Below are 13532 nucleotides of genomic sequence, written 5' to 3'. Positions count from 1 at the left end.
GGTCACCCCGGGGCGACACCGAACGCCCCGGGGTGACCGTCCGCACGACGGAGGTGACGTGCCCGTAATGCCCGCAGCCCCCCGGCCACCCACCGGGACCGCGCCGGCCGCGCGACCCCGCGGCCACGGTGATGCCGCGGCGGTGCTCCGCGGCGCGCTCCGGCACGGCGCGGCCGGAACCGTGGCCCTCGGCCTGTGCGCCCTGGCCGTCGCCGCGACCGCCCTCGCCCTGCCCGCCCAACTCGGCCGCACCCTCGACCTGGTGCTGGCGGGCGCTCCCGCCGCGCCCGGCGCCGTCGCCCTGAGCGGCGCCCTGCTGGCCGCGGAAGTCGTCCTGGAGGCACTGGCCGCCCAACTCGGCGGCAGCACCACCGCCCGCAGCACCGCCTGGCTGCGCCGCCGCGGCCTGGACCACCTGCTGTCCCTCGCCCCGCACCGGGCCGCCGACCGCTTCGCCCCCGGCGACCTGGTGACCCGCCTGACCGGCAACGCCGCGGAGGCCGGCACCGCGCCCAGCACCCTGGCCGGGGGAGTGGCGGCCCTGCTCACCCCCGTCGGCGCCCTGCTCGCACTGGCCCTCACCGACCCCTGGTTGGCCCTCGTCTTCGTCGCCGGACTCCCCCTGCTGGCACTGCTGTTGCGGTCCTTCACCCGGGACTCCTCCAGCGCCGTGCGCCGCTACCAGCAGGCCCAGGCCGAACTCGCCGCCCACCTCGTCGAGGCGCTCGGCGGCGCCCGGACCATCGCCGCCGCGGGCACCCTGCACGCCGAACGCCACCGTGTCCTCGCCCCACTGCCACGACTGGGCGCACAGGGACACCGGATGTGGCGCATCTACGGGAACGCGGTGGCCGCCAGCGCCGTCCTGGTGCCCCTGCTGACCACCGCGGTACTGGCCGTCGGCGGCATCCGCCTGTCCCACGGCGCCCTCACCGTCGGCGCCCTCCTGGCCGCCGCCCGCTACGCCACCCTGGCCGCAGGGGTCGGCGGCGTGACCGGCCAGCTCAACGCCCTGGTGCGCAGCCGGTCCGCGGCCCGCAGGCTGGGCGCGCTCCTCGCCCTGCCCCCGCTCGCCACCGGCGCTCGCCCGCTGCCCGCGGACGGCCCCGGCCGGCTCGAACTGCGCGCCGTCACCGTGGTCCGCGACGGCGCGCCCGCACTGCGCGACGTCGACCTGGTGGTGCCCGGCGGCACCACCCTGGCGGTGGTCGGTGCCTCCGGCTCCGGCAAGTCACTGCTGGCGGCCGTCGCCGGCCGGCTCGTCGAACCCGACGCCGGGCGCGTCCTGTTGGACGGCGTCCCCCTCGACGCGGTCGATCCGCGCCACCTGCGCCGGGAGGTCGGCTACGCCTTCGAGCGGCCCGTGCTGTTCGGCGACACCCTCGGCGAGGCCATCGGCTGCGGGCCCGACCGGCCGGTCGCCGAACGGGACCTGGTCGCCGCGGCCCGCGCCGCCGGCGCCGACGGCTTCGTCCGACTGCTGCCCGACGGGTACCGCACCCCGCCGCACCGGGCGCCGCTCTCCGGCGGTGAGCACCAACGCGTCGGACTGGCCCGGGCGTTCGCCCACGCCGGCCGGCTGCTCATCCTCGACGACGCCACCTCCGGCCTGGACACCGTCACCGAACACCAGGTCACCCGGGCCCTGCTGCACGACGTGCGACCGGGCACCCGGCTGCTGATCACCCACCGGGTCGGCTCCGCGGCCCGTGCCGACCTGGTCGCCTGGCTCGTGGACGGGCGGCTGCGCGCGCTCGCCCCGCACGCCGAACTCTGGCAGGACGCCGCGTACCGGGCGGTCTTCGCCCCCGGCGCCCCGGACGCCCCGGCCCCCGCCGAACCGGGGGCCACCCCATGACGGCCGCCACCCTCCGACTGCTGCCGCGCGCCGTGCGCTTCCTGCGGGCCCGGCCCCGGGCGCTCCTGGCGATGGCGGCCTGGTCCGTGCTGGAGTCCGGCCACACCTTCGTCAGCGGCTACGCCGTCGCCCACGCCCTCGACGCCGGGTTCCTGGCCGGCCGCACCGGCACCGGTCTGGCCTGGTTGGCGGTCGCCGCGGGGACCGTCGTCCTCGGCGGGATCGCGGGCCGCGGCGTCTTCCGGGGACTGGCCGCACTCGTCGAGCCGCTGCGCGACCACCTGGTGCACCAGGTGGTCGCCGCCGCGCTGGGCCGGGCGGTGGCGGACCCGTCCCGGGCGGCGGACAGCGCCGTGGTCTCCCGCCTGACCAACCAGACGGAACTGGCCCGCGACAGCTTCGCCGGCCTGGTGCTGGTGGCCCGCTCCTTCGTCTTCACCGTCGCCGGGGCCCTGGTCGGGCTGCTCTCGCTCGCCCCGGAACTGCTGCTGGTCGTCGTCCCGCCGCTGCTGGCCGGACTGGTCCTCTTCCTGGCCACCCTCGTCCCGATGGCCCGCCACCAACGGGCCTTCCTCCAGGCCGACGAGGCGCTGGCCGCGGAACTCGGCGCGGTGGCGACCGGCCTGCGCGACGTGGTCGCCTGCGGGGCCCAACGCCGCACGGCGGCCCGCACCCACGCCCTGATCGAGGCCGAGGCCCGAACCGCACGCCGCCTGGCGCGCTGGACGGCCGCCCGCAGCCTCGCGCTCGGCATCGCCGGCCAACTGCCGGTGCTCCTGCTGCTGCTCGCCGCCCCCTGGCTGCTGCGCCGGCACCTCACCACCGGGGACGTCCTGGGCGCCCTCACCTATCTGACCCAGGCGCTGCAACCCGCCCTCCAGAGCGTGATGCAGGCCCTCGGCGCCGCCGGCACCCGACTCCTGGTGGTGCTCGAACGGCTCACCGGCGACACCCCGCCCGCCCCGCACCCGACGCCCCCGCCCGCGCCGACGCCCCCGCCCGCCGACGGCCCCCGGGTGGAATTCCGCGCCACCACCTTCTCCTACGGCACCGGCGCCCGACCGGTCGTGAAGGACCTGCACCTCACCGTCGAACCAGGCGAACACCTTGTGGTCGTCGGACCCAGCGGAACCGGCAAGTCCACCCTCACCGGGCTCGCCGCCGGGCTGCTCACGCCCACCGCCGGCGAGGTCCGCGTCGCCGGCCGGACACCGTCCGCACCCACCGCCGGCCCCGACCCGCACCGCGTCCTCATCCCGCAGCAGGCCTACGTGTTCACCGGCACGGTGCGCGAGAACCTGCTGTACCTCCGCCCCGACGGCGCGCCGCCGGGCGCGGTCGAGGCGTCCCTGGACGCGGTGGGCCTGGGGCCGCTCGTGGACCGGCTGGGCGGACTGGACGCCCCGCTGGACCCGACCGCACTGTCCCAGGGGGAACGCCAACTGCTCGCCCTGGGCCGGGCCCACCTCTCCCCGGCCCCCCTGGTGCTCCTCGACGAAGCCACCTGCCACCTCGACCCGGCCGCCGAGGAACGCGCCGAACGCGCCTTCTGCGACCGCCCCGGCACCCTCGTGGTCGTCGCCCACCGGATCAGCTCCGCGCGGCGGGCCGACCGCATCCTGGTCCTGGACGGCACCCGCACCGCCGTCGGCACGCACGCCGACCTCCTGCGCCGCTCGCCCCTCTACCGCGACCTGGCGGGCGGCTGGGACCCGCAGAGCCCGGAGCGGGCCCCGACCGGGGCGCACCTCGCGTGACGGCGGGAGCGCCCGGTCACCGCCCTACACCCAGCCCGCCGCCTGGGAGATGCGCAGCGCGTCGACCCGGTTGCGGGCGCCGGTCTTGCGGTTGATGGCCGCCATGTAGTTGCGCACCGTCCCCTTGCTCAGATAGAGCTCGCCCGCTATCTCCGGCACGCCCGCCCCCTTGGCGACCAGCCGCAGCACCGCCAACTCGCGGGCGGTCAGCGGAATGTCGGCGGCGTTCAGCAGGTCGCGGGCCAGCGAGTGGTCGAGGTAGCGCTCGCCCGCCGCGACCTGGCGCACCGCGTGCCGCAAGCGGTCCGGTGGCGCGTCCTTGTTCACGAACCCGCGGGCCTTCGCCGCCAGGGCCCGTTGCAGCACGCCCGGCCGGCAGGCACTGGCGAGGACGAGCAGGGCGCAGTCCGGCCCGCCGGGCGGCCCGGCCGTCGGCATCGGGTCGACGCCGTCACCGTCCACCACGCACACCTGCGGACGGAAGGACCGGGCGGTGCCGGACGCACTGCTCCAGCAGGCCGCCACCGCCTCGATGCCCTCCTCGTCCCGCAGCAGCGAGGCGAGCGCCGAGCGCAACAGCCGCGTCTCATGAACCACCAAGACCCGGATCACCTGTGTCCCTTCGGACCGTTCGACTCTGGATGCACGGCTGAGATTCTCACCGGCCGCGCCGGGCGGCGGGCGGTTTCCGGCCCGTCTGACGAGAAAAGACAGTTCGCCACCGTATTGACGCACTGCCCAATACATGCCGGACATAGCGGGATCGCACAACGTCCCCCGCCCGACGACCTTGATCCGTCCCGCCCGCCGTCCGGCCACCCGCCGTGGACACCGCGTGCGACCCCCGACCGCCACCGGCCCACGGCGGTTCCGCCGCCGCCCGCCGGCCGCTCCGTAGGAACCGCACAGTCCCCCCGGTACCCCGGACGCGGCCCGGGCCACCGACCGACGACGCATTTCTGCCACCGCGCGCCCGCTGCGGCGGACCGGCCCCGCCGTCACCGACCACGCCCCGTCACCGCGACGGAGCAACGCCGCGTGCTCTTCGGGCCGCTGGTTCGTTCTCGCGGTGGTCGCGGCATCGGGCCGGGACCGGGAAAGGAAGGAAGTTCCGTCGTGGGCAAGGCATTGCAGGTGGTCGCGGGCACTCTGGGAGCCGGTGCGCTGCTGCTGTCGGTGGCGGGCACGGCCGACGCCACGGGCGGCGGCGACCGGTTCATCGAGAACGTCCACTGCACCCCGTCGTTCAGCCTCAGCCTGCTGTTCCCGCCGACGGACGGCTGCCGCTCGGACGTCGCCATCGACAACCACAAGCGGATCACCAAGGTCGTCCAGCGCGCCGGGACCAGCATCAACGGCACCGACGTGGACGGCCGCGGGCGCGGCCGCTGACCCCGTCCCGCACGCCACCGCACCCCGGAGCCCCCGCGCCCCGGGGTGCGGTGTCGTGCGGAACGTCGGCCGGCTGCCCGGGAACGCCGTTCGCCACTGCGCACGGGAGGCTCCCGTCGTCGTCGCCCAAGTACCGCGCCGGCCCACGTCGTCCGAGTTCCGCCGGCAGTCCGGGCCGCCCGTGGCACGTTCCGGCCAGTCGTACGTTTCGCGACAACCCTTTGCAACTGCGCTGCGGGACACGCCGGTTCGGGCTACACAAGAGGGGCCGAAAAGGGGACCGTTGCCGGTCGGGCAGGGGATCGTGCAGTTCCTCGGTCAACTCGTGCACGGCATCTCGCAGTCCGGGCAGTGAGTACCGGACGGGACCGACTCGGTGCCCGGCCGGCCAGGGGGAGGAACGTGCATGACCCAGCGCGCCCGACGACGCGTCACCACCCGCCGCCCCGACCGACGCCCCGCGCGTCGGCCCGTCCGCGGGCCCGCCCGGCGCCCCGTCCGTCGGCCGCGTGGCCGTGCGGCCCGCCGCCGGGCGCGCGAACGGGCCCTCACCCGTCTCGCCGTCGCCGCGCTGCTGCTCGCCGCGCTCGTCGCCCTGGCCCGGGCACACCCCGTCGCCACCGGCACCGTCGCCGTACTCGCCGTCGTCGCGGCGACGCTGGTCCTCCTCGTCCGGACCGGCCGCCTCGACCTCCCCGGCGCCACCGGCCCCCGCCGGGACGTCACCCACACCCTCGCCGCCCTCCAGCACATGACCGGCACCCAGTTCGAGCACGCGGTCGCCGACCTCGCCCGCCGGGATCCGGCCGTGCGCTCCGCCACGGTCTCCGGTGGGGCGAACGACCGTGGCCTGGACGTCCTCGTCGTCCTGCGCGACGGCCGCCGCATCGCCGTCCAGTGCAAGCGCTACGCCGAGGGCAACCGGGTCGGTGCGCCGGCGATCTACACCGCAAACGGCACCTACCGCGCCTACCACCGTTGCGACCAGGCCGTCATCGTCACCACCTCGCGGTTCACCCGGGACGCCGAGGTCGCCAACGCCTCGCTCCCCGAACCCCTGCGGCTGATCGACGGGCGCAGACTGGCCCGTTGGCTCGGCGGCGGCGCGGCGCCCTGGACCTAGGCACGCATCCGGGGCGACCCGCGCGCCGGCCGTGCCGCCGCCCGGAACGGACCCGCGTTCCCCGTGCCGGGGGGCCGTATATAGGCTCACGGCCGTAACACGTCTGACGGGGGAGCAACACCAGAGTGCAGCAGTTGCGGCAGGACGATCCGCCACGGATCGGGGACTTTGTGACGTTGGCGCGCCTCGATGCCGACGGGAGCCGGGGCGTGCCCGAACGCCGTTACCTGGCGCGCAGTGCGGACGGCGGGCGCACCGTCGTGGCGTGCCTGCCGGCCCCCGGCAGCGACCCGGCGCAGTGGGCGGCGGAGGCGCAACAGGCGGCCCGGCTGACCCAACCCGGGTTCTGGCCGGTCGCCCAACTCGGCGGGACACCGGCCTTCCCCTGGTACGCCAGCCCCTACCGGCCCGCCCTGCCGCTGCCGGCCGTACTGGCCGCCCACGGTGGCCCGTTGCCCGAACCCCTGGTCCGCACGCTCGGCGGCGCGCTGGCCGAGGCCCTGGCCTCCGCCCACGTCCTGGGCATCGTGCACGGCGGCGTGTGCCCGGCGGGCGTGCTGCTGACCGCCTGCGGGCCGCTCCTGGGCTGCTTCGGCGCGACCCGCGCCCACCCCCTCGCCGCGGCCTCGCCCACCGCGACCAGCGGCCTGGAGACCGGCTGCCTGGCTCCCGAACGCGCGGCCGGCGGCCCCGCGGACCGGCCGAGCGACGTCTACGCCCTGGGCGCCGTGCTGGCCTACGCGGCGACCGGCCACACCGTGCCGGAACGCGACGAGGTCCCGGCCGGCCTGCGCGAGGTCATCTCCGCCTGCCGCTCGCGCGACCCGCAGGGCCGACCCGAACCGGTCGCGGTGCTGGGCGAGTTGCTGCCGGGTGCGGCGTACGGCGCACTGGCCGGCGCCACCGAGCCGATCTCCCTGCCCGGCCGCGTCGTCGAGGCGTTGTCCCGCCAGTCGGCGGGGGTCCTCGCCGCCGCACTGCCCACCCAGGAGCGCTGAGGCGTGATCTCCCCCCTGCTGCACGACGACCCGCACACCGTCGGCCCGTTCCGCGTCCTGGCCCGCCTCGGCGGCGGCGGCATGGGCACCGTCTACCTGGCCCGTTCGGCGGGCGGCCGCACCGTCGCGGTGAAGACGCTGCACAGCCGGCTCGTCTCGGACACCACGCTGCGGACCCGGTTCCGACTGGAGGCGGACGCGGCGCGCGTCATCGGCTCCGGGCACGGCGCGGCGGTCGTCGACGCCGACCCCCAGGCACCGACCCCGTGGCTGGCGACGGAGTACGTCCTCGGTCCGCCGCTCGACACCGCCGTCGCGGCGGGCGGGCCGCTGTCGGAGCCGGCCGTGCGCGCCTTGGGCGCCGCCCTCGCCGCCGGGCTGGAGCAGCTGCACCGCTCCGAGGTGGTGCACCGCGACCTGAAGCCGTCCAACGTCCTGGTGACGGCACAGGGTCCCCGCATCATCGACTTCGGCATCGCCCGGGCCTTCGGCGACGAGCACCTCACCAGCGTCGGCAGTGCGGTGGGCACCCCGGCGTTCATGTCGCCCGAGCAGGCGGCGGGCCTGGAACACGCGGCGGCCGGCGACGTGTTCGCGCTCGCCGGCGTGCTGGTCTTCGCGGCCACCGGCGTCGGCCCGTTCGGCGGCGGCGCCCCCACCGACCTGCTGTACCGCGTCCGGTTCGGCGAGCCGGAGCTGGGCCGGGTCCCCGATGCGCTGCGCCCCCTGCTCGCCCGCTGTCTGGCCAAGGACCCCGCGCACCGCCCGTCCACCACCGAGCTGCGCACCGCACTGGGCGCCGCCGGCCGGGCCCCGGCCGACCACGGCGCCTTCGCGGAGCTGCTGCCCGACGCGCTGCTGAAGGAGATCGCCCGGCGCAGCGACGAGGTGTGGCGCGAGCCGCCGCACCGCCTGCCGCCGCCGGCACCCGCGGACGCCCCGCGCGCCGAGCCGGGCGCCGCACCCGGGGTCTCCCGGCGGCGGCTGCTGACCGTGGCCGGCGGCGCCCTCCTCGGGGGCGGACTCCTCGGCGGCGGGGGCTGGGCCCTGTTCGGTGGGGGCGGTGGCGGCGGTGGGGGCGACGCCCCGAAGCCGGACGCCGTCGAGCGGCCGAAGCCGCCGACCGCGCTGTGGAGCGCCGCCCTGTGGTGCCCGGACTCCGGCGGCGAGGTGATGCGGGTGGGCCGGAACCTGGCCCTGCGCGCGGGCATCGTGCTGTGCGGCCTCAACGCCGAATCGGGCGGCGCGACGTGGCAGTCGAACATCGAGGAGACCTACCGGTCGGCCACCGACGGAACCCGCATCTACGCCCTGCGCGAGGCCGACAAGGGCGCGTCGCTCGCGGTGTGCGAGGTCGCGCAGACCGACGGCCAGTTGGGCAAGCCCCTGGTGGAGCTGTCCGCGTTCGCCGGCAAGGAGAAGCTCAACCAGCTGCTGTGCGTGGTCGAGGGGGTCGCGTACCTGGTCGCCAAGGCCGCCGCCGGCGGACGCTGGTACCTGGTCGCCGCCGACCTGGGCACCGCCAAGGAGCGCTGGCGCGCCCCGGTGGACGGCCCGCAGGTCGAGAACGGCCCGCCCGCGCTGTGCGGCGCCGTGTCCGGGACCCGGGTGGTGCTGTGCGGGAGCCCGTCGGAGGGCTCGAAGTTCCTCCACTTGTCCGTGCACGACAAGGCCGACGGCCGCCAACTGTGGCAACTCGCCGAGACGTTCGACGGCGCACCCCCGTCCCACCTGGTCCTCGACGACCGCAACATGTACCTGGGCGCGCAGGCCCTCACCGCCCGACGGCTCGCCGACGGGGAGCTGGCGTGGGTCTTCGGCAACCGGCGCGACGTCGGCGACAGCGCGGGGGAGGAACGGCGGTACGGCCCGCCCGCCGTCCTGGACGGCGTCGTCTACTGCACCGAGGCGGACCGCGGCCTGGTCGCCGTGGACGCCCTCTCCGGCACCCTGAACTGGCAGGAGAAGGGACTGTCCGGCAGGAAGAACCTGCGGGACGTGGGCGTGGCGGTCGGCAGGCGGTACGCCTACTGCGCCGACGACAAGGGTGTGCGCGCCGTCGACCTCAAGGCTCACGAGGCCGTCTGGACCTACGAGGCGACGCCCGTCGTCCTGACCGCCGACGCCGAGGCCGGCCACCTGTACGTCCGCCAGGAGAAGCGGACCCTCGCCCTCCCGCTGGCCTGACCCACCGCCCCGCACGACCCAGGAGACGACAACCGTGAAACCCCTCGGCCAGGGAGACCCGCTGCGCCTGGGCCCCTACCGCCTCCACGGCGTCCTCGGCGAGGGCGGCATGGGCAAGGTGTACTTCGGCGTGGACGCGTCCGCGCGCCCCGCCGCGGTGAAGGTCCTGCTGCCGGAACTCGCCCACGACGGGCACCTGGCCGAGCGTTTCCTGCGCGAGGCGCGCACGGCGCAGGCGGTGACCAGTGAGGGCGTGGCGCGCGTCCTGGCCGCCGATTTGGCGGGCGGCCGATCGTGGATCGCCACCGAGTTCCTGGCCGGCCCGACGCTGGACGACGCCGTCACCCGCTTCGGCCCGCTCGACGACGCGGCCGTGCGGGAGGTGGCGCGCTCACTGGCCGGCACCCTCCAGGACGTGCACGCCACGGGGCTCGTCCACCGGGACGTGAAGCCCCCCAACGTCGTGCTGACCTCCCGCGGCCCCCGCCTCATCGACTTCGGCATCGCCCGCCCCGAACACGGCCTGACCCTTACCCGCACCGGACAGATCCCGGTCACGCCCGGCTACGGCGCCCCCGAACAGGTCCTCGGCCAGCGCGTCGGACCGGCGGCCGACGTCTTCTCGCTCGGTGCCGTCCTCGCCTACGCCGCGGCCGGCCGCCCCGCGTACACCGGCGCCGAGATCACCGCGGTCCTGTACGAGGTCGTGCACGGCGAACCGGACCTGGCGGCGGTGCCCGAGGCCCTGCGGTACCTCCTGGCGCCGTGCTTCGCCAAGGACCCCAAGGCCCGCCCGCTGCCCAGCCAGGTCGCCGCCGCCGCGGCGGCCCCGCGGCAGCCCGAGAAGCTGTGGAAGTCCGGCCGGTTGGGGGAGGAGATCCGCAGGCGGGAGGTGGCGGCCCGGCGCGTGACGGCCCGGCCGGCCGGCCCCGCGACCGGCGCCGGACCCGATACGGCTGGCGGCGGCCCCGGAGTCTCCCGCCGGCGGCTGCTGCTCGCGGCCGCCGGCGGGGGCGCGCTGCTGGCCGCGGCGGGCGGCGGAACGGCCTGGTGGCTCAACCGCGGTGCCGCGCCGTCCGACCCGTTCGACGTGCCGCCCGCCGCGCAGGTGCAGGCCGCGCCACTGGGCTCCGCCGACGGCACCCCGACACCGCTGTGGGGCCCCCTCCAGGACGTCGCCGACGTCGGCTCGCCGGCTCCGCTGCCGGTGCGCGACGTGGTGGTGTTCGGGGCCTCCGGCGGCGGCATCGCGGCGCGCCGGGTCACCGACGGCCGCGAACGGTGGCGGGTCGGCGACGCCAAGGCGGACGCCGGCTACCTCTCGATCGGGGACCGCCTGGTGGCCACCGCCGACGCCGAGGGGACGCTGCGCACCTGGGTCGCCGCCACCGGTTCGCCGCGGTGGACGGTGGACGCGCAGGTGGGCGCCCTGCTCGCCGCGGACGCCCGCGCCGTCTACCTGCTCACCACCGACGGCCGGCTGCGCTGCGTGGGCACCGACGGGAAGGTGCGCTGGACGCAGCGGCCACCGCTGTCGCTGGCCGGCGGCCACCCCGTCGCGGCCCTCGGCGCCGGCCACTTGGTGCTGTGCACGCAGACCGGCGACGTGGCCGCGGTTCGCGCCGCCGACGGCGCCCGCGCCTGGGTCCGCAAGGGCCAGGCCGACGGAGCGCTCAGGCCCGCCGTCGACGGCGGCACCGTCTACCTGGGCGGCCGGACCCTGGCGGCTGTGGAGGTCGCCGGCGGTCGCCAACTGTGGTCCCTGGAACCGTTGCGACCGCCCCGGCGCGGCGCCGGCGGCTGGGGCCCGCCGGCCGTGACCGGCGGCGTGGTCCACGCGTTGGACTGCGACGCGCTGCGGTCGCTGCACGCCGACGGCAGCCAGGCCGCCGACCCGATGATGGTCGCCGGCGTCGTCCCGCCGTGGTTGCCACCGGTCGTCCAGGGCAACGGCGTCTGGATCGTGGAGAGTCAGGAGACCGGGGTGAGCGGCCTGCCGCGCTCGGGCCGGGGCCAGCCCCAGACGTACGCCCTCGCCGGCGGCCCGCCCCGCACCATCGCCGCCAGCGGCAACCGGCTCTTCGTCCTCAACCACGCGACCCTGCTGGCACTTCCCGTGTACTGACGCACGTTCCGTCAGCGCCACCCGGCGCGTCCACGCCCCGGCCGTGGCATCCGACACCCCCTCACGAGCCGCCGGACCGGGCCGACCAAGGCCCCGCAACCGCCGAACCTCAGTCGCCGTACGCGGCGACCGCGATCCGGACGAACGCACGGACCAGCGGGCGGGCGTCGCCGGCGGGCCACGCCACCACCACGCGGCTCGGCGCCATGTCGACCAGCGGTACCACGGTGAGACCCGGCACCGGCTCGTGGTCCAGGAGGGTCACGCCGACCGTGCCGCTCCAGAGCACGGCCTGCTGGCACTCCTGAACGGTGCGCACCACCGGACCCTCGCGGGGCTCCCCACCGTGCCAGTACGCCTGCCAGCGCGGATCGGTGCCCTCCGGGAACCGGAACCAGCGGCGGTCGGCCAGGTCGGCCAGCTCCAGTCCGTCGCGGCGGGCCAGCGGATCGTCGGTGCGCAGCAGGGCCCCCACCGGGTCGGTGCGGAGCGTGTGCACGGTCAGACCGGTCTCGTCGAACGGTCCGCGGGTCAGTGCGACGTCGACCGCTCCGGAGTGCAACCCGCAGGTGGGGTCCGTCAGGTCCACGGCGCGGACATGCGTCTCGACGTGCGGGTGCTGCCGGTGGTGGGCGCGGGCCAGTCGTGTCGCGCGCGGGTCGTTGCCGTCCCCCAGGATGCCGACGGCGAGGGTGGCGTGGCCGGCCGCCGCGGCCACCCGCTCGCGCACCCGGTCGGCGTGGTCGAGGAGGCCGCGCGCCTCGTCGAGCAGTACCGTCCCCACCGGGGTGAGGGCGACCCCGGTCGGCGACCGATCGAGGAGCGGAGCGCCGACCTCGGCCTCCAGCCCCTTGATCGCCCGGCTCAGCGGCGGCTGGCTCATGTGCAGCCGAGTGGCGGCCCGGCCGAAGTGGAGTTCCTCGGCGACCGCCACGAAATAGCGCAGCGTGCGTAGCTCCATGCTGCGACGATACCCGTCCGGTATCGCCCCTGCAGAACGGGTCTTGGACGCCGGCGGCATCCGGCGGTGAGATCGGAACATGACCGATCGACCGAAGGCCAGTACGCCCACCTCCCACCTCACCGTTTCCGTCGTCGGGCCGGACGACGGCGAGACGCTCACCCTCGGCACCACGCGCATGCGCATCCTCGAAGACGGCAGCAACACCGGCCACCGTCTCGGAATGGCCGAGTCCGTCCTCGCCCCGCACACGCCCGGGCCGCCGCAGCACCGGCACGCGCAACACGACGAGGGCTTCTACGTGCTGTCCGGCACCGTGCGGTTCACGGTCGGGGACACACAGCACGACGTGACCGCGGGCACCTTCGTGCTGGTCCCGCCGGGAGCCCCCCACACGTTCGCCAACGTCACCGACCAACCGGCCGTCATGCTCAGCACGTTCACGCCGGACCTGTACGTGCAGTACTTCCGCGACCTACAGGACCAGTTCGCCGGCGGCCAGGCACTGACCCGGGAGGCCAACCTCCGCACGATGAGCCGCTACGCCACCGAACCCGCCGACGACTTCGCCGGACCTGGAACCCCCACCGCCGCACCGCGGACGGAGTCATGAGCGCCGCCTATTGGCCCGTTGCCGGTCTCCTCGCCCTCTTCTACCTCCACGCCGGCCGCCTGAAAGCGTTCCGGAGCCGTGACGGGCTCCGACCGATGATGGCGTGGGTGGACGACGTCCCGATGCCTGCGGTCCGGGCCCTCGGAGTGCTCGAAGTGCTGGGCGGACTCGGACTGTTGCTGCCACCGCTGACGGGTGTCGCACCCTGGCTGTCCCTGGCCGCGGCCGTCGGCTTCGTCGTCCTGCAACTCGCCGCGACGCGCGTCCACCTCGCCCGCGGCGACCGCCGGATCGCCCTCAACCTCAGCCTGCTCCTGGCCGCGGCCGCGACGTGCTGGCTGGCCACGACCTGGCTGTGATCCCCGGTCGGACGGGCCCCGCGCCACCCCAGGCATCCGCCGCGCGGCGCCCGTCCGACCCGTGGCACGGGGACAGGCAACGACCCGCGCCCGCCCGGCGCACCACGCACCTGCCTGTTGGCCAAAACACAACGGTTCTTTCGAACTTTCCTGCGCTAT

11 protein-coding genes are annotated in these 13532 nt (G+C 76.2%); 9 read left to right on the top strand and 2 right to left on the bottom strand.

Annotation, left to right across the window (positions count from 1 at the left end):
• Positions 1 to 67: 67 nt before the first annotated feature.
• Positions 68 to 1858 (top strand): ABC transporter transmembrane domain-containing protein, encoded by a 1791-nt coding sequence (locus tag ABD385_RS31795; protein ID WP_344582528.1) that lies wholly within the window; start codon positions 68 to 70, stop codon positions 1856 to 1858.
• On the top strand, positions 1855 to 3615 hold the full coding sequence (locus ABD385_RS31790) for an ATP-binding cassette domain-containing protein (RefSeq protein WP_344582526.1): 1761 nt from the start codon (positions 1855 to 1857) through the stop codon (positions 3613 to 3615). The genes ABD385_RS31795 and ABD385_RS31790 overlap by 4 nt, the downstream gene beginning before the upstream one ends.
• A 24-nt stretch (positions 3616 to 3639) precedes the next feature.
• Here the strand turns inward: ABD385_RS31790 and ABD385_RS31785 are convergent, their stop codons facing one another.
• Positions 3640 to 4227 (bottom strand): response regulator transcription factor, encoded by a 588-nt coding sequence (locus tag ABD385_RS31785; RefSeq protein WP_344582524.1) that lies wholly within the window; start codon positions 4225 to 4227, stop codon positions 3640 to 3642.
• Between the two features lie 504 nt (positions 4228 to 4731).
• Here ABD385_RS31785 and ABD385_RS31780 point away from each other — a divergent pair.
• The 5 genes from ABD385_RS31780 (at position 4732) to ABD385_RS31760 (ending at position 11440) form a co-directional block, all read left to right on the top strand.
• Positions 4732 to 5007, top strand: a complete 276-nt coding sequence (locus tag ABD385_RS31780; RefSeq protein ID WP_344582522.1) for a hypothetical protein — start codon at positions 4732 to 4734, stop codon at positions 5005 to 5007.
• Between the two features lie 406 nt (positions 5008 to 5413).
• Positions 5414 to 6130 carry a restriction endonuclease gene (locus ABD385_RS31775; RefSeq protein WP_344582520.1) on the top strand — a complete coding sequence of 239 codons (717 nt, stop codon included), beginning with the start codon at positions 5414 to 5416 and terminating at the stop codon, positions 6128 to 6130.
• Between the two features lie 209 nt (positions 6131 to 6339).
• The gene (locus tag ABD385_RS31770; protein WP_344582519.1) at positions 6340 to 7128 is read left to right on the top strand and encodes a protein kinase family protein; all 789 of its coding nucleotides are present in this window, start codon (positions 6340 to 6342) and stop codon (positions 7126 to 7128) included.
• A gap of 3 nt (positions 7129 to 7131) precedes the next feature.
• Entirely contained in the window at positions 7132 to 9315 is a 2184-nt protein-coding gene (locus ABD385_RS31765; RefSeq protein WP_344582517.1) for a protein kinase domain-containing protein, read from the top strand.
• A gap of 34 nt (positions 9316 to 9349) precedes the next feature.
• The gene (locus tag ABD385_RS31760) at positions 9350 to 11440 is read left to right on the top strand and encodes a serine/threonine-protein kinase (protein WP_344582515.1); all 2091 of its coding nucleotides are present in this window, start codon (positions 9350 to 9352) and stop codon (positions 11438 to 11440) included.
• 109 nt (positions 11441 to 11549) lie between these two features.
• Here ABD385_RS31760 and ABD385_RS31755 read toward each other — a convergent pair whose 3' ends face one another.
• Positions 11550 to 12401: a LysR family transcriptional regulator gene (locus ABD385_RS31755; protein ID WP_344582513.1), complete on the bottom strand. Its 852-nt coding sequence runs from the start codon at positions 12399 to 12401 to the stop codon at positions 11550 to 11552.
• A 79-nt stretch (positions 12402 to 12480) separates the two neighbouring features.
• On the opposite strand from ABD385_RS31755, the gene ABD385_RS31750 reads away from it, so the two are divergent.
• Together ABD385_RS31750 and ABD385_RS31745 are read left to right on the top strand one after the other, a co-directional pair.
• Complete coding sequence (locus ABD385_RS31750; protein WP_344582511.1) at positions 12481 to 13014, top strand: cupin domain-containing protein; 534 nt, start codon at positions 12481 to 12483, stop codon at positions 13012 to 13014.
• Positions 13011 to 13373 (top strand): DoxX family protein, encoded by a 363-nt coding sequence (locus ABD385_RS31745; RefSeq protein WP_344582510.1) that lies wholly within the window; start codon positions 13011 to 13013, stop codon positions 13371 to 13373. Before ABD385_RS31750 ends, ABD385_RS31745 begins: the two co-directional genes overlap by 4 nt.
• The last annotated feature ends 159 nt before the right edge of the window (positions 13374 to 13532 follow it).

The organism is Streptomyces lunalinharesii (genome assembly GCF_039532155.1).
Classification (GTDB): Bacteria; Actinomycetota; Actinomycetes; order Streptomycetales; family Streptomycetaceae; genus Streptomyces; species Streptomyces lunalinharesii.
Note: the sequence above shows the minus strand (reverse complement) of the source record. Positions and strands in the feature narration are given on the sequence as shown.

Bases quoted from the DNA above. Each gene is read 5' to 3' on its own strand.
- ABD385_RS31750 (WP_344582511.1), top strand. From the start codon at position 12,481: ATGACCGATCGACCGAAGGCCAGTACGCCCACCTCCCACCTCACCGTT.
- ABD385_RS31745 (WP_344582510.1), top strand. From the start codon at position 13,011: ATGAGCGCCGCCTATTGGCCCGTTGCCGGTCTCCTCGCCCTCTTCTAC.
- ABD385_RS31795 (WP_344582528.1), top strand. From the start codon at position 68: ATGCCCGCAGCCCCCCGGCCACCCACCGGGACCGCGCCGGCCGCGCGA.
- ABD385_RS31790 (WP_344582526.1), top strand. From the start codon at position 1,855: ATGACGGCCGCCACCCTCCGACTGCTGCCGCGCGCCGTGCGCTTCCTG.
- ABD385_RS31755 (WP_344582513.1), bottom strand. From the start codon at position 12,401: ATGGAGCTACGCACGCTGCGCTATTTCGTGGCGGTCGCCGAGGAACTC.
- ABD385_RS31775 (WP_344582520.1), top strand. From the start codon at position 5,414: ATGACCCAGCGCGCCCGACGACGCGTCACCACCCGCCGCCCCGACCGA.